General features: G+C 69.6%; 20 protein-coding genes and 1 pseudogene. 9 read left to right on the top strand and 12 right to left on the bottom strand.

The window, feature by feature from the left end; genetic code table 11:
• Position 1 precedes the first annotated feature (1 nt).
• Together ACFXOM_RS18745 and ACFXOM_RS18740 are read right to left on the bottom strand one after the other, a co-directional pair.
• On the bottom strand, positions 2-2,245 hold the full coding sequence (locus tag ACFXOM_RS18745) for a DUF6571 family protein (RefSeq protein WP_384932303.1): 2,244 nt from the start codon (positions 2,243-2,245) through the stop codon (positions 2-4).
• A 10-nt stretch (positions 2,246-2,255) separates the two neighbouring features.
• Positions 2,256-2,717 carry a hypothetical protein gene (locus ACFXOM_RS18740; protein WP_384932300.1) on the bottom strand — a complete coding sequence of 154 codons (462 nt, stop codon included), beginning with the start codon at positions 2,715-2,717 and terminating at the stop codon, positions 2,256-2,258.
• Positions 2,718-3,749: 1,032 nt separating this feature from the next.
• On the opposite strand from ACFXOM_RS18740, the gene ACFXOM_RS18735 reads away from it, so the two are divergent.
• The 5 genes from ACFXOM_RS18735 (at position 3,750) to ACFXOM_RS18715 (ending at position 7,407) form a co-directional block, all read left to right on the top strand.
• A complete protein-coding gene (locus ACFXOM_RS18735) occupies positions 3,750-3,944 on the top strand; it encodes a hypothetical protein (RefSeq protein ID WP_385038508.1) in 195 nt (64 codons plus the stop codon).
• A gap of 291 nt (positions 3,945-4,235) precedes the next feature.
• On the top strand, positions 4,236-4,796 hold the full coding sequence (locus ACFXOM_RS18730) for a TetR/AcrR family transcriptional regulator (protein WP_384932294.1): 561 nt from the start codon (positions 4,236-4,238) through the stop codon (positions 4,794-4,796).
• Positions 4,793-5,686, top strand: a complete 894-nt coding sequence (locus ACFXOM_RS18725; RefSeq protein ID WP_385038505.1) for an aldo/keto reductase — start codon at positions 4,793-4,795, stop codon at positions 5,684-5,686. The genes ACFXOM_RS18730 and ACFXOM_RS18725 overlap by 4 nt, the downstream gene beginning before the upstream one ends.
• A 57-nt stretch (positions 5,687-5,743) precedes the next feature.
• Positions 5,744-6,763, top strand: a complete 1,020-nt coding sequence (locus ACFXOM_RS18720) for an NADPH:quinone reductase (protein WP_385038502.1) — start codon at positions 5,744-5,746, stop codon at positions 6,761-6,763.
• A gap of 266 nt (positions 6,764-7,029) precedes the next feature.
• Positions 7,030-7,407 (top strand): IS3 family transposase, encoded by a 378-nt coding sequence (locus ACFXOM_RS18715; protein ID WP_385038500.1) that lies wholly within the window; start codon positions 7,030-7,032, stop codon positions 7,405-7,407.
• On the opposite strand, the gene ACFXOM_RS18710 is transcribed toward ACFXOM_RS18715, so the two are convergent.
• Positions 7,360-7,770, bottom strand: coding sequence for an OsmC family protein (locus ACFXOM_RS18710; protein WP_385038497.1), 411 nt, complete (start codon positions 7,768-7,770; stop codon positions 7,360-7,362). The two genes, ACFXOM_RS18715 and ACFXOM_RS18710, sit on opposite strands and share 48 nt — an antisense overlap.
• Positions 7,771-8,014: 244 nt before the next feature.
• Here ACFXOM_RS18710 and ACFXOM_RS18705 point away from each other — a divergent pair, with 244 nt between their 5' ends.
• The gene (locus ACFXOM_RS18705) at positions 8,015-8,206 is read left to right on the top strand and encodes a hypothetical protein (protein ID WP_384946168.1); all 192 of its coding nucleotides are present in this window, start codon (positions 8,015-8,017) and stop codon (positions 8,204-8,206) included.
• 119 nt (positions 8,207-8,325) lie between these two features.
• On the opposite strand, the gene ACFXOM_RS18700 is transcribed toward ACFXOM_RS18705, so the two are convergent.
• Both ACFXOM_RS18700 and ACFXOM_RS18695 read right to left on the bottom strand, forming a co-directional pair.
• Positions 8,326-9,801 carry an AAA family ATPase gene (locus ACFXOM_RS18700; RefSeq protein WP_384946261.1) on the bottom strand — a complete coding sequence of 492 codons (1,476 nt, stop codon included), beginning with the start codon at positions 9,799-9,801 and terminating at the stop codon, positions 8,326-8,328.
• Positions 9,802-9,925: 124 nt separating this feature from the next.
• Positions 9,926-10,801 carry a universal stress protein gene (locus ACFXOM_RS18695; RefSeq protein ID WP_385038494.1) on the bottom strand — a complete coding sequence of 292 codons (876 nt, stop codon included), beginning with the start codon at positions 10,799-10,801 and terminating at the stop codon, positions 9,926-9,928.
• 231 nt (positions 10,802-11,032) lie between these two features.
• On the opposite strand from ACFXOM_RS18695, the pseudogene ACFXOM_RS18690 reads away from it, so the two are divergent.
• Positions 11,033-11,134: pseudogene (locus ACFXOM_RS18690) on the top strand (universal stress protein); the annotation flags it as partial.
• Between the two features lie 154 nt (positions 11,135-11,288).
• A complete protein-coding gene (locus ACFXOM_RS18685) occupies positions 11,289-11,933 on the top strand; it encodes a hypothetical protein (protein WP_384932275.1) in 645 nt (214 codons plus the stop codon).
• Between the two features lie 154 nt (positions 11,934-12,087).
• Here the strand turns inward: ACFXOM_RS18685 and ACFXOM_RS18680 are convergent, their stop codons facing one another.
• On the bottom strand, positions 12,088-12,744 hold the full coding sequence (locus ACFXOM_RS18680) for a CBS domain-containing protein (protein WP_384932272.1): 657 nt from the start codon (positions 12,742-12,744) through the stop codon (positions 12,088-12,090).
• A gap of 245 nt (positions 12,745-12,989) precedes the next feature.
• Here ACFXOM_RS18680 and ACFXOM_RS18675 point away from each other — a divergent pair, with 245 nt between their 5' ends.
• Positions 12,990-13,859 carry a universal stress protein gene (locus ACFXOM_RS18675; protein ID WP_385038491.1) on the top strand — a complete coding sequence of 290 codons (870 nt, stop codon included), beginning with the start codon at positions 12,990-12,992 and terminating at the stop codon, positions 13,857-13,859.
• A gap of 93 nt (positions 13,860-13,952) precedes the next feature.
• On the opposite strand, the gene ACFXOM_RS18670 is transcribed toward ACFXOM_RS18675, so the two are convergent.
• The 6 genes from ACFXOM_RS18670 to ACFXOM_RS18645 form a co-directional block, all read right to left on the bottom strand.
• Positions 13,953-14,579, bottom strand: a complete 627-nt coding sequence (locus ACFXOM_RS18670; RefSeq protein ID WP_384932267.1) for a hypothetical protein — start codon at positions 14,577-14,579, stop codon at positions 13,953-13,955.
• The gene (locus tag ACFXOM_RS18665) at positions 14,576-14,833 is read right to left on the bottom strand and encodes an SHOCT domain-containing protein (RefSeq protein WP_384946179.1); all 258 of its coding nucleotides are present in this window, start codon (positions 14,831-14,833) and stop codon (positions 14,576-14,578) included. The genes ACFXOM_RS18670 and ACFXOM_RS18665 overlap by 4 nt, the downstream gene beginning before the upstream one ends.
• A 402-nt stretch (positions 14,834-15,235) precedes the next feature.
• Positions 15,236-15,892 (bottom strand): potassium channel family protein, encoded by a 657-nt coding sequence (locus tag ACFXOM_RS18660; protein ID WP_384946182.1) that lies wholly within the window; start codon positions 15,890-15,892, stop codon positions 15,236-15,238.
• Positions 15,889-16,548: a potassium channel family protein gene (locus ACFXOM_RS18655; protein ID WP_384946185.1), complete on the bottom strand. Its 660-nt coding sequence runs from the start codon at positions 16,546-16,548 to the stop codon at positions 15,889-15,891. Before ACFXOM_RS18655 ends, ACFXOM_RS18660 begins: the two co-directional genes overlap by 4 nt.
• Entirely contained in the window at positions 16,545-19,364 is a 2,820-nt protein-coding gene (locus ACFXOM_RS18650; protein ID WP_384946188.1) for a cation-translocating P-type ATPase, read from the bottom strand. Before ACFXOM_RS18650 ends, ACFXOM_RS18655 begins: the two co-directional genes overlap by 4 nt.
• 25 nt (positions 19,365-19,389) lie before the next feature.
• A complete protein-coding gene (locus tag ACFXOM_RS18645; RefSeq protein WP_385038488.1) occupies positions 19,390-19,956 on the bottom strand; it encodes a molybdopterin dinucleotide binding domain-containing protein in 567 nt (188 codons plus the stop codon).
• Positions 19,957-20,006 lie beyond the last annotated feature (50 nt).

Below are 20,006 nucleotides of genomic sequence, written 5' to 3'. Positions count from 1 at the left end.
TCTACGGCTGTCCCATCTTCTTCTGGGCGTCCTCGATGCCCTGCTGGTACCAGTTCTCGGCAGTCGTCTGGAGACCGTCCTCGTACTCGCCCGGGCTCGCGTCCAGCTCCTCCTTCGTGAGGCCCTTCTCGGTCGCCATCTTCCGCATCATGGCGTTCATCTGGTTCTCGCCGTTCTCGAAGTGGTTGACCATGTTCTTACGAGTTTCCTCGTCGACCGTGGCGTTGAGCTCGTTCATGTACCCGGCCGTGCCGGCGTCGACCGTGCGCTGGAGCGCGTCGCCTACGATGGGGATGGCCGTCAGGGGTGCGCCGATGGCGTGGTAGTTCATCCTCTGGTTCCAGGCGTTGGTGTCCTTCTCTGCCTGGCCGAGGTCGTAGATGACGTCGCCGCGCACGCCGTCGAGGTGGCCGAGCACCGACGCCGACTGCTTGACCCAGGCGCGCATCTCGGGATCCTCCTTGCGGTACGAGTCCGGCGGGAAGCCGTTCAGTCCCTCGGCGATCACCACACTCTGCGAGTGGTGCATGACACCGAACGCCTTGGGGTCCTCGGCGACGCCGCGCATGAGACGGGTGAGGTCGCCCCGCTCGATCGTGAGGTTGTTGAAGTCGGTCGGCCCGTCCATGTTCTTGCCGAGGATCTGGTGCACGTCCGAGGCGTAGTCACCGATCATGTTGCCCATGCTCGTGCGCATGGGCAGGGGCACGGAGCTCTGGTTCTTCGGCGCGTCCTCGCCGCTGTATTCCTTGAGGATCCGCTCGAAGACCGCGGTCTCCGCGCCGTCGTGGTGGGTGGGGACGGCGTGCAGCGGGCTGCCCGGCTCGCGGCCGGTGGCGGCAGCCTCCAGAGCGGCGCCGAACTCGGTGCGGGCCGAGGTCTGCTTCAGCTCGTCGGGCATCTCGTCCTCGACAGCGCCGCCCGGCCAGTCACGGTCCTCGAGGAAGTACTTGAGGTTGTCCGTGGTGTTCGGGTCGAAGTAGCCGGTGGCCGCGGAGGGGTTGCGGCTCATCGCGTTCATCAGACCCTTCATCGGGTCTTCCTGTGTGCCCTGCCAGTTCTTCATGACGCCGTCGTAGGCGTCGTCGTTGTCCGTCTCCCACTCACGGATGGTGTCGCCGACCTCGGTGAGGAAGGCCTCGCTGTAGACCGGGTCGCCCTTGTCCTTGTCGTACGGGGAGGCGTTCTTGTCGTTCGGGTCGTACGCCTTGTCGCCGACGTCGGCGGCCATCAGGTCCGTGAGGTCCTTCAGGGTCGCGGCGCCGCCCCCGATGGCGCCGGGGTGGCGCGTGGGCAGGCCGTTGCCGTCTCGGGCTGTGGTGATGAGCTTGTCGGTCCAGGCCGAGGTGACACCACCGGGGGAGCCGATCGAGGAGTCGGGTCCGGTGGCGGTGGCAAGGGAGCCGGACAATGCTTTGTAGAGGCGGGCGTCGGTGCTGGAGAGCTGGCCGTCGCGGCCGCCCGACTCCAGGCTGCTGGCGAGCAGCAGAACGGCGTCTTGCTGCTCGCGGCCCTGGTAGCTGAGTTTCGTCATCAGCTGCTCGGCGAAGGCCGGTGAGTCCTTGCCTTCCTCGGCGAGTGTGAGGAGCCGCTCGCGCTCGTCGTCGTCGAGGTGTTCCCAGCGGGCGTAGAGCTTGGCGGCCTCGCGGCCGTTCTCCGCCTGCTGCTGCTCCTCGGCGCGCATCCTCTTGGCGTCGGCGACACCGCTGAGGTCGGTGCTTCCGAAGTCGTTGGGGTGGTGCTTGATCAGGGTGCGTAGGCCCCAGGCGCAGAGCTCGTCGGCTTCGTTGGCGCGTTTCAGGATGCCGTTGATCTTGCCGCGCAGCTGTTCGAACTGTGCCTCGGTGGCCAGGGGTTCGGTGCTGTCCTTGGCCCGGCGGTCAGGGTGTATTCGATGGCTGAGGACGCCGTCGGGGTAGATGATGATACCCGGAGGGGGATTCTCGTATGTGTGCCTGAGGTCGTCCTGGGCTGTCTTGAAGAGGGTGTGGGCGTCCTTGAGGAGGTCGCGTACGGACTCGGCCTCGGTGATGGCGTCACCGAATTCCTTGGCGGTCTTGGTGACGAACTCTTTGGTGACGGTGGCGTTCTCGCCCTTCCAGCTGGACTTGTCGGCCTTGGTCTTCATGGCCGATGCGTCGGTCTGGAGCGGTGAGGTCAGCTTGCCGATCATCTCGGTCCACTGGGTCACCGCCGTGTCGAGCGGGCCGAGTCTGGCAGTGAGGAGCTGTTCGAAGGTGGGCATGGCCGGCTTCTTACTGGAAGTACTTGCTGATCTGCGAGGCGGGAACGGCCCCGTCCGCTTCTGGGGCGACGGGACCGACGATGCGCAGCTGTGTCTCGATCCACTCGTCGTCGGCCTTCTTCGAGGCCTTCGTGTAGTCGAGGTGGTTGGAGATATGGGCGCACGCCTGAAGGAGGGTCTTCACCTGCGTCTCCCATGTCCCGATCACTTCCGTGAACGCTGCGCCGGTATCGAACCCGTCGCCCTTGAGGCTCGTACCAGCGGTCTCACTTGCCACCTTCGCGTGCTTACCGGTCGACTCGAGGCCGTTGAACAGGCCGAACGCTGCGTGGCCGATGTCCCCCAACTCGTCGTCCGAGACCACGTAGTCGGCCGAGCCCTTCGCCGCCCCTGAACCGCCACTGTCGCCGGCCGAGTTCAGCCTCATCGCGGCGGCCGCCTTCAGCTCGCCCCACTCCTCTTCGAACGACATGATCCACACCCCGTGTACTCATAGATAGCCGTCTGGTGCGCCACGATACCGGCGTGATCAAACGATTCGCCAAGCAAAGGGTCTTCGGCATCCTGTGGATGCATCGAAGCTCCATCGAGGAAACGGTCACCACAACCCGCTGTGGTTCGGATGAGCTTCGAGGGAGTCCGTCGGAATCGTCGCATTCGTCCACGAGTCGCCCTCGGTTGGACCGGCCGCCGGACGCCGACAAAGGCGCACCTCACTACGGAGCGTCACTTCTTACGGCCAAGAGGGACACCTTGGCGAACGCTTTACGGAGGCGATCCGATAGCGCTGCGAGGTGGCAGTCTCGCCGTGCGCCTCGGAAGCAGGGCGCGTACGCGACGGAGAACGGGTGGTGTGGCGAACGCCTAACCGATCGCCATCCGAGAGGGACCGAGGAGGATCCAGCCGGATGGAAACGGGTGACTATGTCCGTAATTTTGGCATCGTCGCAGGTGAGAGGCGTCACTCTTATGGGTTCGAGTCCCACCCGCCCCACCATGCAGGTCCCTGATGTGCAGAAACGTCTCAGCGGGCGTGCGGATTCAGAACTTCGCCTGAACGGACTGAATCCGCTGCTCGTGAGTTCAACGGCGACGCGGTGAGACCCCGTTGGGTGCTTCGTTGACCTGCGGTTATGCCTTGTGCGGGCGCTCTCCCGGGCTGGCGCGGAGGGTCCGACCGGCGGGTGAGGTCGGCGGTGGGGACGCTGATGGGACGCGGGGAATCGGAAGGGGCTGCCTCGGGCCCGCCCTGTCGAGCCTGCCGGCGGGAGGCAGTGAGAGGCGTCGACAGCGGCAGACGCGGTGTTCCGCACCTCCCTGATGTGCCTGGTCGGCGGGCCCTGCGTGCCGTGGTGAACTCGTCGAGTGCATCTTTCCTGAGCGGGAGGCTCGCTGCGGGCGGTTCACCACGGAGCCGCCGTCCGGTGAGCTGGAGCAGTTTCCGCCCGGACATCGAGGGCCTGGTTCTGGCGGGGGCGAAGCGCCGCTCGGTGCGTTCGGTCTGGTGCTCAACGCCGTGGTGCTTCAATGCCTCTGCATCGAGGCGGCCGTCAAGCGGCTGGCCGCCGACGGCTTCCCGGCAACCGACGGGCTCCTCGCAGCCCGACTGGTACACCGTCACGGTCGCCGGGGGCTCGGCCTGCGGCAGCTGTGCGACCCGCACGGTGACGACGAGACGGGCGACGGCGAGGGCAAGTAGCCGCCGGCCATGTCGCTGAACAGCGGTCGGGCTCGGAGCCACCACCGGTGACTCCCGGTTCGACCACTCCGGTGGAGCGGATCTCCGCCGTCGCGGAACGGGATCCGGAGGGGCGACGACGGGGCCCACGCGCACCGACTGGCTGCCTTCCGCCTGACGAACCCATCGCGAACAGGTCGGGGCCGTCATGACCGGGCCGGTTCGTACGTCATCCACCGCACCGCAAAAAGAACGGTTGTTCTGTTAGGGTCGGGCATCTACAAGCCGAACGCCTATTCTTTTTGTGGGGGTGTGGTGCCGCGACTCACCGACGCGCGCAAGGAACTCCGGCGTACCCAGATCGCCGAGGCCGCCGTACGCTGCTTCGGCCGCAACGGCCTGGAGCGGACTTCGATCGCCGACATCACCGCCGAGTCCGGCCTCTCGGCCGGCTCGATCTACGCGCACTACCGCAACAAGGCCGACCTGGTCCGGGCCGCCGCCCGCGAGGTGCTTGCCAGACGGGCCGACGTCCTCGGCGAGTACACGGCGGCCGACGCCCCGCCCGGCCCCGACGACCTGCTCTCCCGCCTGATCGCCGCGATCGACCCGGCCGAGGCCCGGGTCGGCGTGCAGACCTGGGGTGAGGCGACCACCGACCCGGCCATCCGCGACATCGTCGTCGACATGACTGACCGGATGCGCGCGATGCTGCACGACTGCGTCATGGCGTGGCTGGTCAAGGTCGAGCACCACGAACCGGCCGAGGCCCGGGATCGTGCCACTCCGATCGCCCACCGGGTCATGGCGCTCTACCAGGCCGAACTGCTGTACACCGCTTTGCGATCACCGACCGAGGAGACAGCGTCATGACCACCGCGACCGCTTCGTTGGCCGCCAACACCGTTGTCCGGATCGGCTACGGCGCCTTGCAGCTCGAGCGCCTGCGCGACCGCCGCGCCGACGCCGTCCCGCTGGTGCGCCGCGCGGTCGAGCTGGGCGTCAACCACGTGGACACCGCCGAGTTCTACGGCTTCGGGTTCGCCAACGACGTGATCCGCGAGGCACTGCGCCCCGAGGACGACGTCCTGGTCGTCACGAAAGTCGGTGCTGACCCCGACCCCGGCGGGCGCCTGCCGCTGCGCCTGGCACAGCGGCCCGAGCAACTGCGCGCCAGCGTCGAGGACAACCTGCGCAGCCTGCGCGTCGACCGGCTCGCGGTCGTCAACCTCCGCCGCCTGGACACCGGCCCCGGGCTGCGTGCCGACGGCGACCAGGTCGTCGACCTCGACGACCAGCTCGCGGTGATGACCGCCCTGCGCGACGAGGGCAAGATCGGCGCGATCGGCCTGAGCAGCGTCACCCTCGACGGCCTGCGCCGCGCCCTGCCGGCCGACATCGTCTGCGTGCAGAACGCGTACAGTCTCGTCTCCCGCGACGACGAGGACATGCTGCAGCTGTGCGAGGCCGAGGGCATCGCCTGGGTGCCGTTCTTCCCGCTCGGCGGTGCCTTCCCGGGCCTGCCCAAAGCGGTCGACGAGCCGGCCGTGCACGCCGTGGCCGTGTCCCTGGGCGTCACGCCCTCCCAGGTCGGCCTCGCCTGGCTGCTGCACCGTGCCCCGAACGTGCTGCTCATCCCTGGCACCGCAGACTCCGCCCACCTGGAGGCCAACATGGCGGTCGGCGAGATCACCTTCGACGCCGCGACCCTCGCCACCCTCGATGCCATCGAGTCCCGCTCCAACGAGATCCCCATCGGCTGACCGGAACCCGCACGACCGGGCCGCGACCACACCTGCAAGGACCCCCGAGGACGGATCATGAAGGCCATCATTTACCGCGACAACGGCGCCCCCGACGTTCTTCAGCTCGTCGACCGTGACCTGCCCGCCCCCGGCCCCGGCGAGGTTCGCGTCCGGGTCGCCGTGTCCGGGGTCAACCCGACCGACTGGCAGGCCCGCTCCGGTGTCGGCCACCCCAAGCACTTCTCCGAGGTCACCCCGCACCTCGACGGCGCCGGCACGATCGACGCCGTCGGTGAGGGGATCGATCAGGGCAGGGTCGGTCAGCGGGTCTGGCTGTTCATGGCCGCCGCCGGGCGGCCTACCGGCACCGCAGCCGAGTTCACCGTCGTGCCCGCCGATCTGGCCGTGCCGCTGCCCGACCAGACCGGGTTCGACGCCGGCGCCTCACTCGGCGTCCCCGCGCTCACGGCTCACCGAGCACTCACCGTCGCCGAGGGCGGGCCGCGCCGCCTGCAGCCCGGGGCGCTTGACGGCAGGGTGGTGCTCGCCGCAGGCGGGGCCGGGGCGGTAGGGCACGCAGTGATCCAGCTCGCCCGATGGGCCGGTGCCACCGTGATCAGCACGGTCAGCGGCCCGGAGAAGGCGCGGCTGGCCACCGCCGCCGGGGCCCACCACGTGATCAACTATCGCGAGGGCGACCCGGGCGCCGAGATTCGCAAGATCGTCCCGGACGGCGTCGACATCGTCGCCGAGGTGGCGCTCGGTGCCAACCTCGCACTGGACCTGGACGTGCTGCGGACGCGCGGCACGATCGCGACCTACGCCAACGACGGTGGCAAGCCGGTCGAACTGGACGTGCTGCAGAACATGGTGCTCAACACGCGCTTTCAGTTCCTCGTGCTGTTCACGGCCGGTCCAGAGGCACGCGCCGCGGCCGTCGAGGACGTCGCCGCCGCCGTCCGCGGCGGTGCACTGCCGGTCGGCGAGGAGCACGGCCTGCCGCTGATCCGCTTTCCCCTCGACCGTACCGCCGACGCGCACCGAGCGGTGGAGAGCGGCGCGGTCGGCAAGGTACTGGTGGACGTCGCATCATGACGTCCAGTCGGCTACCGGGCGGACGCCGCGTCCGTGCCGGAGGCCGGCCGGGGCGGCCAGGTGGACCGCGACAGGGTGGTACGGGCGCCATCACGCCGACTCGTGTCCGGCCCGCGCGGTCACCACGGTCTCGAAACTTCCCCTTGATCGTGCTTGATCGTGGACACCTGACGGGGACCCGAGGTTCCAGAGGAAGGGGCACGACCGGTGAGCGAGCTGTACCGGTTCATCCACGCGGAGAAGGCGAACTGCCCGGTCGTTCTGCTGTGCCGGGGCCTGAAGGTTGCCCGCTCGTCCTCGCTCCGCGTGGTGTGACGGCGAGGCCGCCCGCCGCCCGGGAGGCCGACGACGACGCGCTCGGGCACGAGATCACGGTGCTGCACACCGCCTCCCGCCACACCTACGGTGTCCCGCGCAGTCACGCTGAACTGCGACTCCTGCGGCGGCGGGTGAACCGCAAGCGCATCGCCCGCGTGATGCGCGAGCGCGACGTACGCGGCGTCACACGGCGCAAGCGCCGCTCGTCGACCCGGCCGGCCGCGAAGGCGAGGCCGGCCCCGGAACATGCCCTAGGGCTGATCGCCGACCGTGGACGATCAAGCCGGGACCACGTCAATCGACACCTCGGGCGGCCGCGAGAGTGAGTTGTGGACAGTGCAGTGGTGCACCACTGCCCGCAGCGCCTCCCGTCGGGTGTCGGTCAAGGAGCCGGGGGCGACCACCCGTATCCGCACCCCGCTGACCCGAGCCGGACGGTCGTCCGCCATGGCGAACTCCGCCGTGACCTGCAGACCGTCCCGGGGGAGGTCGTGCCGCTCGAGATAGCGGCCGGCGTAGTAGGCGATGCACGACGCGAGCGAGGCGACGAACAGCTCGACCGGGGTGGGGCCGCGGTCGTCCCCTCCCGTCTCGGTCGGCTGATCGACGAGCAGCTCGTGCCCGCGGACGCCGATCCGGTACGACTCACCGCCGTCGAACGTGACGTCGATCTTTCCCGTGTTGCTCATCAGGCCTTCCCATCGTCACAGCGGGGTCGCTTCGGCACGCCGACCGCCGGGCGCGTTCACGGCCTGGCGGGGCCGATGGCGGTCGTGCCTCTGCCATCGAGTCTGGCTCGCCACACCCCGCACGGCCATGCAGCGTGTCCCTCCCCGGACCGTCGGGCCCTCGTCGCTGCCCCGGGTGGCGCTCGGACGCGTAGTGCCCGATCCGGACGTCGGTGACAGCATCGGTTACGAGGAGACACGTGCCATGACGGATATCGAGCCGCAGGCGCACGCACTGCTCACCGACGGGTCGACCGTGCGGATACGGCGGGCAGGGCCGGACGACCGGGACGAGATCCTGCGCCTGTACGAGGAGATGTCGCCCGACAATCTGCGGCTGCGCTTCTTCGGGGTGAGCCGACGCCTGGCCGAACGGGACCTGCGTCCACAACGGTGAGGGTGTCTCCTGGGCCCACGCGTCCGTTTGCGTACCCCGACCTCACGGGCGGTGGGAAGGATGTCGGCGAGCAGGACCGCGTCTTCGTCGGCGGGCCACTGGCATCGGGACGACTCTCCTCAGTCCGGCTCCCCATAGGGGCGGCGGAAGACGGGGGCCTGTCCGGTGGCCCACGGGCGTACGGCCGCCAGCGCCTGCTCTACCGCGGATTCCAGGGTGCCGCTGGTGTCGATGGTGACGGCTTCGGGCCATGCCGGCTCTGCAGCCGCCATCGCGGTGGCCACATCGAGGTCGGCGTCGGACGGGCCGGGTGGGCGGCTGCTCAGGCGAGACGCCGACACGTCGCCCGGAACCTCACAGTGCAGGGCCACCAGATCGGCGCTGGTGTGTTCGGCCATGTGCCGGGCGGCTTCGCGCTGTCCCGCTGTGGACCAGGTCGCGTCCAGGACGACGGACTCCCCTGCGGACAGCAGCGTGGACGCGCGGCCAAGGAGGGCCGCATAGGTCTTCGCGGTCCACTCGGGCGTGTACAAGCCTTCGCCGTAGCCAGCGGCTGCGGACTCCTCCGCCGGAACTCCCGCCAGCTCCTTGCGGAGACGGTCGCTGCTGAGCAGTGTGACGCCCAACCGATCGGCCAACGCGCCCGAGAGCGTGGACTTCCCGCTGCCCGGCAGGCCGCCGACGAGCGTCAGACCGACCGCGGAGGAACGCAGGTGACGCAGCGCCGTCGCGACCAGTCGCCGTGACGCTGCCTTCGCACCGGGTGCGCCCTGACTCGCCTGGATCAGCGAGACCTTGGCGCGGACGAAGGCGCGGTAGGCGACGTAGTGGTGCCACAGGGACGGTGGTGCGGGGTCACCGCAGTACTTGCTGTACTGGGCGAGGAAGAAGGCCGCGGCGTCCGGGACTCCGAGCTGTTCCAGGTCCATGGTGAGGAAGGCGGCGTCGTCGAGGCCGTCGACGTAGCGCAGCTTGTCGTCGAACTCGAGGCAGTCCAGGAGACGGGGGCCGTCGTCGAGGCAGAAGATGTCCTCGGCGAGCAGATCGCCGTGGCCGTCCACCACTCGGCCCTGCTCGATGCGCGTGTCGAACAGCTGCTTGCGGCCGGCGAGATAGCGGCGCACCAGCCGCTCGACGTCTGCCACGCCGTCGAGCACGGGGCCGTCGACGGCCAGCTCGCGGACCTGTGCGAAGCTCGCTGTCCAGCGTGCCAACAGCGCGTCCCGGGTGCCGTGTTGGTCCACCTCTCGGTTTCGGGTGGCGTCCGCGTGTCGGGTGGCGAGCTGTCGGGCGACGGCCCTGAGCACGTCGTCAACGGCGGCTCCTTCCCGTACCAGCAGGGAGAGGCGGCGGTCCGCCGGCATGCGGCGCATGACGACGAGCGGTTCGGGTGCCTCCGAGTCCGGGCTGTGGACTTCCGCTACGCCCAGATAGACGTCGGGGGCGAAGCGGCGGTTGAGAGCGACCTCCCGCTCGCATGCGGCCCGCCGGGCCGCCACGGTGGTGTAGTCCAGGAACTCCAGATCGAGCGGCTTCTTGAGCTTGTAGGCACGGTCACCGACGAAGAAGACGATCGACGTGTGAGTCTCGCGCACCTCGGCGCGGGGAAGCGGTGGAGCGTCGGTGCCGGTGCCGGTGCCGGTGCCGGTGACGGTGCCGGTGACGGTCCGGAGCACGGACGCGTCCGACTGCGTCGTCGGCTCCCTGCGGGGGTTCGGCTCAGCCATGGGGGACGACGGCGACAGGGCACGGCGCGTGATGGATGGCGGCCTCGGCCACGGGGCCCAGGCGCGGCGCCAAGGGGGGACGGTGCTCGCGTCGCCCGACCAGGAGCAGGCCAGCGCGTTCGGCAGCCTGCACGACGGCCTTGGCCGGGCTTTCGAGACGGAGGCGGTCGACCACCTCCACGCCCGGAAACTTCTCTCGCCAGGGGCGCAGAGCCCGGTCCAGGCTCTTCTGCGCATCCCGTCTGACCTCATCGGTGACGTCGTGGTCCGTGCCCCAGGGGGTGTAGGCGTGGAGCGGCACGGTTCGGCCGTGGACGGCACGAAGAGGCACGCCCCGTGCCGTAGCCGTGGTGAAGGCGAATTCGAGCAGGTCGTCGCATGGTCCGTGGAGTTTCAGTGCCACCACAACGGCACCTGACGCATCTGGTGCGGGCGGTGGTCCTCCCTCGTGTGCTTCGGTACGTACCAGGACGACGGGCCGCTCGGCCCGACCCACCACGGGCATGCTGATGTCGCCCAGGAAGTAGCTCTCGACTGGTCTCAGCCCCCGTGAACCGAGGACGATCATCTCGGACTCCGAGGCCGCTCGCAGCAGTGCGTCCTGGGCGTCATCGGCGACCAGGTTTCCGACGACGGTGAGGCCCGGGTGGCGTGCCTGGAGCTCCGCTCGAGCGTTGTGCACGACCCGCTTCGCCCAGTAGTTCTGGTCGATCTCCGAGGGGATGCGGGTCGGTTCCGGCGCCAGCAGGGGCCACGCGTGCAGCAGACGCAGGGTGAGCCCCCTCCGCTCGGCTTCATCGGCGGCCCAGTGGGCGGCGGCAAGGCTCTCGGGTGAGCCGTCGAGACCGACGGTGATGACCGGCTCCATGGCGGCTGCCTCCCTCTCGTACGAAGCTGGAACAACGTGTGAGTCGTCCATGTCCGGACTGGCCGGTCTGTCCAGACTGTCCCGGCATGGCGCGTACGGTCCCTTCTCATTCGAGGAGTACCCCAAAGCCTCCTGGGGCGCATGTGGACCCCGGCGTGGCCGAGCTCCGAACGGTGTGGAGTCCGGCACGTGGAGGAGGCAGGAGCAGTGGCGATTCCCCTGGTGGTCGGCGTCGGTGCCCACCGGCGGCGTGGACGCCTCGGCCGGTAACCGGGCCTGACCAACCACGCGGTGCTGCGGCACGCACCGTGCCCGATCGCGGTCGTTCCGCAGACACGACTGCCCCTGCCGGGGGACGGACCACGTCGGTGGCCGGCCCCTGGGGGCCGGAAGACCGATCACAGGGACCTTCGGCCCCTGTGATCGAGGTCTGTTGCCGTTCGATGGTGATGGGCGAACGCACCAGCCACTTGCTGGAGGCCAGACCATGAGTGCACAAGGTTCGCCGTACGCATCCAGTCCGCAGCCGCCGCACCAGGAGGAGCCGTCCAGGCGAGCGAACCCGCTGAGGCGTACATCCGACAGGATCGAATCCTGGTTCTTCCGTTGCCTGATGCTCGTACTGGCCTTCGGACTGCCGGTGGCCTCCCTCAGCGCGGGGCTTGCGGCATACGAGTCCTCGATGCACACCGTGCAGGTCCAGTCGGCGCAGCGGCAGGAGGTCACCGCCCGAGTGACGTCGAATGCCGAGGAAGCCGCCCGAAAGACGTCGAATATCGAGGAAGCACGGGGCAACGCCGAGGGCACGAAGCAATGGACGCAGGTCCGCTGGACCGACAAGAACGGCAAGGAGCGGACCGGAACCGCCCTCCTGACGTCTGGTACGCCGGAGGATGCCACCGTTCGGATCTGGGTGGACCGGGATGGAACCGTCAGCAGTCCGCCGATGACCGTGCAGAACGCGACGGCCACCGGCTGGTTTGTGGGTGGCATGACGGCGGTCGCCGTGGCCTCCGGCCTCTTCGCGGCAGGGGCGGGCATGCGCCTGATGCTGGACCGCAGACGGTACGCCCAGTGGGACGCTGAGTGGGAGCTGGTGGAGCCCCGCTGGTCCGGGCGCTTTCGTCTGTGACGGGCAGCAGGCCGATCTGGAGCCGAGGACTACGACGCCGGGAGACCGGTGAGTCCTCTCCGACGGGCACGGACGAGCCGGGGCCGGGGCGCAGGGGTCGAACCCTGGCTCTGGCAGGGCCGGGACCCCTGCGCCCCGGACTTCGCCGTACGTGTCACTCCGGAGTCGTGGACTCGCCGGTGAGACGGGACTCGACGCCGACCACTCCCTCCACCGCGCCGATGAGGCGCGTCGCAACGGACACGAGCGAGGTGTCGCGGATCTGGCCGCGGAGAGTGACGACCCCCTCGTGGACGTTCACGTGGATGGCGTGGCTGAACGCGGGGAAGAGGTAGGCGATCACCGTACGGCGGACCTCCTCCTCGATCTCCTCGTCCGAGCGTAGGAACACCTTCAGCAGATCAGCTCGGCTGACGACGCCCTGCAGCATGCCCTCGTCATCGACCACGGGGAGCCGCTTCACGTGCTTCACAGCCATGATCCGCGCTGCCTGTGCCAGGGTGGCGTCGGGGTGCACCGTGACCGCAGGGGTACTCATCAGCTCACTGGCGGTCCCTGCTGCAGCCTTGGCGACGTCGGCCGGCCGCTGCTGCTCGAAGAGGCTCGTGGCCCCCTCGTGGAACTCCTCCTTGGGCAGCAGGTCGGCCTCGGAGACGACACCGATGACGCGCCCCTCGCCCTCCAGGACCGGTAGGGCGCTGACCTTCCACTGGTCCATGGTCCGGACGATTTCCTTGAAGGGCGCGTCACGCCCGACGGCCACCACCGTCAGGGTCATCACGTCGCTCACGATGTGCGGGGTCTCGGGCACCTCACACCTCCTCTCGTGTCAGCGTGTGGTCGGCGTGCGGCGGTCGTCGGGCCGGCCCTGGAAGGGCACGAAGGCGGGCTGAACCGTATGACTCCACCATCGCCGCAAACCGGCCCGGTGCAACCCGGCCGAAGGCCGTCCGAACGTGTCCGAGAGCCGGTCCTGCGTGTCGCGGTGGGACCCGGGGGGTGCGACCGTATTCACAGGGGCGCTCGCAGAGGCCGGAGAGGAAGGCGGTGGGGAACATGGTGCTCCCGCTGGTCGTGGGTGTCGACGGATCGGAGTCCAGCCTGCAGGCGCTCGACTGGGCGGTCGACGAAGCGGCCCGCCACGGGCTGCCTCTGCACATGGTTCACGCCTCTCTGTGGGAGCGTTACGAGGGCAGCCGCCCGTCCCTTGGCACCGATCGTCCCGCCGAAGAGGTCATGGCGGAGAACATCATCGCGTCCAGCGCGGAACGCGCCCGGCTGCACAATCCAGAGGTGAAGGTGTCGGGCGAAGTACTGCCCGACGATGCCGTGTCCGTGCTGCTGCGGGTGGGACACGAGGCTTTCGCCCTGGTCACGGGTTCCCGTGGCCGTGGCGAACTGGCCGGAATGCTGCTGGGATCGGTCGGCCTCACGGTAGCCGCCCGTGCCGTGTGCCCGGTCGTCGTCGTCCGTGGCTCGGAGCGGAACCGGCGGGGAACTTTCGGGCGGGTGGTGGTCGGTGTCGGCGACTCGACCGAGGGCTCGGGCGCCGTACGTTTCGCCTTCCGTGAGGCCGAGGTGCGAGGCTCTGCCCTGCACGCTGTGCGGGCCTGGCGCAGCCCGGCCCATGAGCACGCGGACCAACCCCTCGTCGTGGACGATGCCAAGCGGGTCCATGAGGAAAGGGCCTCGACCGTTCTCACCGACGCGCTGCGCGATGTAGACCACCCCCAGGTTGATGCACACCGCCATCCGGTCGAAGGCCCCGCCCACAAGGTCCTCGTGGACGCATCGGCCGATGCCGACCTGGTCGTCGTCGGCGCTATGAGGCGGCACGGTCACTTCGGTCTGCAACTCGGCAGGGTCGCCCACACACTGCTGCATCACTCCCACTGCCCGGTCGCCGTCATCCCGCAGCGAGCCTGACTCCGGCGCGTGGGCCCGCGCTCCTGCACAACTCGTGAGGGAAGCGGCGGTGAGGTCTGGTTTCCTATCCCGGGGAGTTTGGGGAGTTGCGCGTTACCGGGGCTCCGGGTGTTCTTGCATCTGGATGAAACGTCCGTGCCAGGTGTGGTCCCACACTGCGCCGGTACGGGCGTTGACCGACAGCATGCCGACGATGTCGTCGCCCCGCAGGGTGTGCAGGGTGTAGTAGCCGGGGAACGCTTCGGGGGAAGCCGCGTGCAGGTCGGGACGGTGCTCCCGCAGCCACCGGTCGGCGATCCGCACCGCCTGGCGGGGCTCGACCGTCGTGGCGCCGGTCCGGTCGCGGGCGGGCATCATCCCGTAGGCGGTGTTCCACATCATGGCCGGGCCGAACTCCAACTGCACGACGCCGTTGTCCGGATCGATGAGAACCTCGGTGGCACCCTTTCCGCCGGGCGTGCGGAGTTCGGCGTAGTAGCCGTTGCTGAACTCCATGACTTCCCCGACGCGCAGATCCCATCGGTCGGCGAAGCGTCCGGCTGCCCGCTCGGCGTCGTCCAGGTTGCGCACCGGTCCGTGGCCAGGGACTGCGCCCGTCATCGCCGTCGGGCCGGGCCGCCCGATGTCACTACCGGCGACCCACACGATCGAGGCGACCAGCACGGCCAGCGCCGCGACCAGCACGGTCAGTGGCAGCCAGCGGTCACGCCGCCTGGTCACGGGGGCACCTGTCGATGGGCGGCGAGGTGTTTGCGTGCCTCGGAGTACGCATCCGCATCGATCTCGCCGGAAGCGAAGCGGCGATCGAGGACTTCCTCCGGAGTTTCCTTCGCTGTCCACCGGGGTTCCGTGGCGTGGCGACCGGACGAGTGCTGTGTCAGGCGCACGACCGCCCACACCACGAGACCGATCAACGCGATCCACAACAGGGGCATGAAGGCCATCCAGGCCCAGCCACCGTTCCAGTACATCACCGTGGCTCACCTCCTTGGACTCTCCCACTCTCCACGCGTACCGGGAGGGGCGCCAGGGCCCATCGGCCGTGCTCCCGGGCCGTTCGGGCCCTGGTCCACCCCGGCGGCTGCTCGGTCCCTGACCGGTCGCCTCCACTTCGCCGGAATGCGTACGGGATACGAGAAACCCAGGTCCGCCGCGCGGGTGCGGCCCGGATCGTCGGGGAGGGGACCTCGTACGCGCCAGAGGGTTCGTATGTTGCGCACCACTTCGTTGTTGCGCACCACTTCGTCCCACGGCTGGAGAGGGTGCCGGCCGGCGTCGGCCTCGCCCTCGAACAGAGCGCGCACGAAAGCGCGTTCCCGTGACGGTGGGCGGTGTGACCGGGCTGCCGGTGACAAAGGCCCGAGGGCCCAGGGCAGTCACTGGAAGGCGGCGTGGATCTCCTGCTCAGTGGCGGCATGGGAGACGACGAGGAGCTCGTCGCCGGGCTGGAGCCGCACCTGCGGGGAGGGGACGGTGGGTTGGCCTTCGCGGATCACGGTGGCGATGACGCTGCCTGCGGGGAGCGTGATCTCGGCGAGTGTGCGGCCTGCGGCACGGGACTGCGGCGTGATGGCCGTTTCGATCACGTCGACGCCCGCTTTGCTCAGGCGCATGAGAGCGACGGTGTCGGTGGCGCCGGTGGCTTCCTCGATGAGGGAGATGAGAGGCATGGCGGCGGGAACTGCGGTGTCGACGCCCCAGCGCTGGTCGAAGAGCCACGTGTTCTCCACGTCGTTCACGCGCGCGGCGACGCGGGGGACAGCGAACTGCCGTTTGGCGAGAAGGCTGATCACGAGGTTGTCCTCGTCATTGCCGGTGGCGGCGATGACGAGGTCCGTGGTGTGGGCGCCGGCGTGTTCCAGGAGTGCGGGTTCGCAGGCGTCCCCTTCTACGAGGCGAACGGCCAGGTGGCCTGCGAGTTCGGCGATGCGGCCGTCGTCGATGTCGACGAGGGTGACGTCGTTGCGGGCGGCGGCGAGGACCTGGGCGATCTGGGTGCCCAGGCGGCCGGCACCGGCGATGAGGGCCTTCATGTCCCGAGCTCCTTGTCCAGGAAGCCGCGCAGGCGGCCGAGGGCGGTGGCGGCGACGGCGAAGGTGACCAGGTCGCCGGGCTCGGAGGGGGTGCTGTGCGCGGGCACGAGTGAGCGGCCCCCGCGGGTGACCTCGACGACGCGGATCTCCCCGTCGACGTCGAACTCGGTCAGCCGTCGGCCGGTGACGTAGGCGGGGAGCCGGGAGCGGACGAGCAGGGTTTCGCCGTTGCCGAAGGTGAGCTCCGGGGTGAGGTGGCGGTGCAGCAGCATCTGGTGGATCTGATGCACGCTCCAGCGGACGCTGGCGATGGTGGGGATGCCCAGCTCGCGGTAGATGTCGGCGCGACGGGGGTCGTAGATGCGGGCGAGGACGATGGGGACCCGGTAGGTCTCCTTGGCGGTCCGGGCGCCGACGATGTTGCTGTTGTCCCCTGAGGTGACCGCGACGAATGCGTCGGCGTGCTCGATTCCGGCCCCTTCGAGGACGGTCCGGCTGTAACCGTTGCCTTCGTGGAACTGCCCCGGGAAGCCGGTGGGCAGCAGTCTGCGGGTCCTGGACGCGCGGTCGATGAGACGTACGTCGTGGCCTTCGGCGGCCAGCTGGACGGCGAGCGTGGACCCGACCCGCCCGCAGCCCGCGATGATCACCCTCATTGCTCCTCTCCCTTCGGGCCATGCGGTTGGTGGCGCCGCAGCCACCATTTGCGGCTTTCCTCGGCGGCCAGCAGCAGCGCGCCGAGAGTCGCGAGGACCGCCCAGTCGATGGCGTCCAGCGGCGCGGTGTTGAACAGGGCTTGCAACGGGGGCGCATAGCTGATCGCGGCCATCAGGGCGATGCCGATGCCGCCGGCAGCCACCAGCCATGGGTTGGACAGCAGCCCGATCCGGAACACGCTCTGCCGATCGGTGCGCACCGCCAGGGCGACGAAGAACTGGCTGAGGACGATCCCGGCCTGGACCATGGTGAGCGCCTCCCGGTAGACGGGAGAGTCCTCGGTGAAGTCGGCATACGGGATTCCGGAGGCATGGATGTGCCAGAAGAACACCGCGGTCACGCCGAGCGCCTGGATGCCGCCCAGGAAGAGGATGCGTCCCATCACGGCGGTGGAGAAAAGCCGTTCCTGCCGGGAGCGCGGCGGGCGGTCCATGACGTCCGGCTCCGGCGGCTCGGCACCGAGCGCGAGCGCCGGCAGGACGTCGGAGCCGAGGTCGATCGCGAGGATCTGCACCGCGGTGATCGGCACCAGCGGGAACCCCGCGAAGGTCGCGGCCACGATCGGCACGAGCTCGCCGATGTTGCTGCTGAAGACGTAGACGAGGAACTTGCGGACGTTCTGGTAGACCGACCGGCCGAGCCGGACCGCCGCCGCGATGGAGGCGAACGAGTCGTCGAGCAGCACCATGACCGCGGCTTCCCGGGCCACATCGGTGCCGGAAGCACCCATCGCCACGCCGATGTCCGCGTGCTTGAGGGCAGGGGCGTCGTTGGCGCCGTCTCCGGTGACCGCGACGACTTCACCGCGCCGCTGCAGGGCGGTGACCACCCGCATCTTGTGTTCGGGGCTGACCCGGCACAGCAACAGCTCGCCCGAGTCGGCAAGAAGCGCGTCAAGGCCGTCGTCGTCGAGCGCGTCCAGCCGGCTGCCGGTCACGACTGTGGGCGCGGGCCGGCGCACGATCCCTACCCGGCGGGCGACGGCCTCCGCGGTCAGCGGATGGTCGCCGGTAACCATGACAATGCGGATCCCGGCCCGCCGGCAGGCTTCGACGGCGTCGCTGACGTCCGGCCGCGGTGGGTCGAGCATGCCGACGAGGCCCAGAAACGTGAGCCCCGTTTCGACCTCGTCCCGGGTGGGGCGAGGTTCGGCCACGGGCCGCGACGCCGCCGCCAGTACGCGCAGCCCTTGGGAGGCCAGCTGGTCGTTGGCGGCGGTCACCTCAGCGCGCAGTTCATCGGTCAGCGGTTGTCGTTCGCCTCTCCAGTCGATCGCGGTGCAGCGGGCGAGGAGCTCCTGGGGTGCGCCCTTGGCGTAGGCGCTGTACCCGTCGGAAGTCTTGTGCACGGTGCTCATCAGCTTGCGGGCCGAGTCGAAGGGGTACTCGGTCACCCGTGGCGCGGCAGCTCCCTCGGCGGCGAGATCCAGGTCGGCCTTCGCCGCGGCGACGAGCAGTGCACCCTCGGTGGTGTCGCCGAGCACCCGCCAGCCCTTCCGGTCGGTGGGACGGACGAGCCGGGCGTTGCAGCACAGCCCCGCAGCCCGGAGCAGTTCGCGCACCGGGAGCGGATCGGCAACTTCGCCGGTGGGTGCGTACCCCACACCGGACACGGCGTGTGACGCGCCCCCGGCCCATAGCTGGACGACGGTCATCTCCGCCTGGGTCAGTGTCCCGGTCTTGTCCGTGCACACGACGGTCGTGGAGCCAAGGGCCTCGACCGCAAGCAGCTGCTTGACCAGCGCGTGCCGCCTGGCCATGCGCCGTACGCCGATCGCCAGCGACACGGACAGCGTCGCGGGCAGTCCCTCGGGGACGAGTGCGACCATCACCCCGAGGGCGAAGACGAAGGTCTCGACGAACGGCTGGCCCGTGGGAACGCGCACTGCGAACAGGGCCGCACCGATCGCCAGCGCCGTGCCCGCCACCCGGCGGGCCATCGAGGCGACCTGGCGCTGTAGCGGGGTCTTCTGCCGCGGCGCCGCAGCCGTGAGCCGGAAGATGCGCCCGAACTCGGTCGCAGGGCCCGTGGCGAACACGACCGCCTTCGCGGAACCCGCCACGACATCGGTGCCCATGAAGACGCAGTTACGTGCCTGAAGTACCGGACCGGCGGCCACCGGTTCACCGGTTCGTCCGACAGCGTCGCTCTCTCCCGTCAGTGCCGCGTTGTTCACCGACACCTCGTGTGCCTCGACGAGCCGGCAGTCCGCCGACACCGCGTCCCCCGCCTCCAGAACGACGACGTCTCCGGGCACGAGATCACGTGCGGGCAGCTCCTGTCGCTCCCCGTCGCGCAGCACCCGACATGTGTGCGGCACCATCGCCTGCAGCGACTCCGCCGTCCGCTCGGCCGAGTACTCCTGCGCGAATCCGATCGCAGCATTCAGCACCACAACGCCCAGAATGGCCATGGCCAGTTGCAGAGTGCCCGGGTCACGGGGCTCCTGAAGCCCGTACGCCAGGAACGTGATGGCCGACGCGACGAGCAGGACAACGGCGAAGAGGTCCGTGAACTGTCCGGCGAGGTCTCGCCACAGCCCCCTCCGCTCTGCGGGCGGCAGCTCGTTGGGCCCGAACCGGTCGCGTCGCGACGCTGCGTCCGTCGACGGCAGTCCCTGTGGCGAGGTGGCCAGTGCCGGGAAGACATCCCGGGTGGCGAGGGTCTGGACGGCGGTACCGTCCTCCCCGGCGGGCGGTTGCCGGCCGTGGCTCCGGTCACCGCCCGGTGTCAGTACGGAAGTTCCGGTACCCATGGTCGGACACCTTGGCATGACGGGGTCACGGTGTCGCCACCCGCACGGCCGTGACGTTGTACTCGGGGCAGCACGTGACGGTGTCCGCGTGGCCGGAGGTGAGGCGGTTCACCCCGTTCGTGGGGAAGTGGAAGGAGCAGAAGACCCGGCCGGGGGCTGTCTGTTCGCTGATCCGGGCGGTGAGCCGGGCTCGGCCGTGTCGGCCCGTGTGCCGGTACCCGAGGCAGCGCAGGGCTTGCACTGAGGTCTCGCCGTCCGGTGAAACCGTGGCACCTGTGCCGCCCAGCTCGCGCTCCACGTCGGTGAGATGCCGTCCGCCCGGGGCGGAGAAGTACGCCGTCGCCGCGCGGACCCGGACGGGACGGCGGCCGAGCGGGGTGGCGAGGTCCGCGTCGTAGCGTGCCAGTCCGAGCGAGGCGGCAGCAGGCAGGCCGATACCGGCAGCGACAGCCGGAGCCCGGAACTCGGGGTTGTCCACAGTCCCCGCCCTGGCTGAGGCCAGGGCCTTGAGCAGCTGCTCTCCTGGCCGCCCACGCCGATCGGCCAGGGCCCGAAACGCATCGAAACAGGCACCAGAAACCACGAGAGCCATGACTTCATCGTCGAGGCAGACGGACTCGTCCGCATCCCGACATCGGCTGT

The sequence above is a fragment of the Streptomyces sp. NPDC059169 genome (assembly GCF_042755225.1).
Lineage (GTDB): Bacteria > Actinomycetota > Actinomycetes > Streptomycetales > Streptomycetaceae > Streptomyces.
The sequence above is the reverse complement of the archived record's forward strand: the minus strand, read 5'-3'. Positions and strand labels throughout refer to the sequence as shown.

What these genes read in the sequence shown, in the direction of transcription:
- ACFXOM_RS18745 (WP_384932303.1), bottom strand. Translation starts at nt 2,245, where the DNA reads ATGCCCACCTTCGAACAGCTCCTCACTGCCAGACTCGGCCCGCTCGAC.
- ACFXOM_RS18740 (WP_384932300.1), bottom strand. Translation starts at nt 2,717, where the DNA reads ATGTCGTTCGAAGAGGAGTGGGGCGAGCTGAAGGCGGCCGCCGCGATG.
- ACFXOM_RS18725 (WP_385038505.1), top strand. Translation starts at nt 4,793, where the DNA reads ATGACCACCGCGACCGCTTCGTTGGCCGCCAACACCGTTGTCCGGATC.
- ACFXOM_RS18720 (WP_385038502.1), top strand. Translation starts at nt 5,744, where the DNA reads ATGAAGGCCATCATTTACCGCGACAACGGCGCCCCCGACGTTCTTCAG.
- ACFXOM_RS18710 (WP_385038497.1), bottom strand. Translation starts at nt 7,770, where the DNA reads ATGAGCAACACGGGAAAGATCGACGTCACGTTCGACGGCGGTGAGTCG.
- ACFXOM_RS18705 (WP_384946168.1), top strand. Translation starts at nt 8,015, where the DNA reads ATGACGGATATCGAGCCGCAGGCGCACGCACTGCTCACCGACGGGTCG.
- ACFXOM_RS18695 (WP_385038494.1), bottom strand. Translation starts at nt 10,801, where the DNA reads ATGGAGCCGGTCATCACCGTCGGTCTCGACGGCTCACCCGAGAGCCTT.
- ACFXOM_RS18685 (WP_384932275.1), top strand. Translation starts at nt 11,289, where the DNA reads ATGAGTGCACAAGGTTCGCCGTACGCATCCAGTCCGCAGCCGCCGCAC.
- ACFXOM_RS18675 (WP_385038491.1), top strand. Translation starts at nt 12,990, where the DNA reads ATGGTGCTCCCGCTGGTCGTGGGTGTCGACGGATCGGAGTCCAGCCTG.
- ACFXOM_RS18660 (WP_384946182.1), bottom strand. Translation starts at nt 15,892, where the DNA reads ATGAAGGCCCTCATCGCCGGTGCCGGCCGCCTGGGCACCCAGATCGCC.
- ACFXOM_RS18655 (WP_384946185.1), bottom strand. Translation starts at nt 16,548, where the DNA reads ATGAGGGTGATCATCGCGGGCTGCGGGCGGGTCGGGTCCACGCTCGCC.
- ACFXOM_RS18650 (WP_384946188.1), bottom strand. Translation starts at nt 19,364, where the DNA reads ATGGGTACCGGAACTTCCGTACTGACACCGGGCGGTGACCGGAGCCAC.
- ACFXOM_RS18645 (WP_385038488.1), bottom strand. Translation starts at nt 19,956, where the DNA reads ATGGCTCTCGTGGTTTCTGGTGCCTGTTTCGATGCGTTTCGGGCCCTG.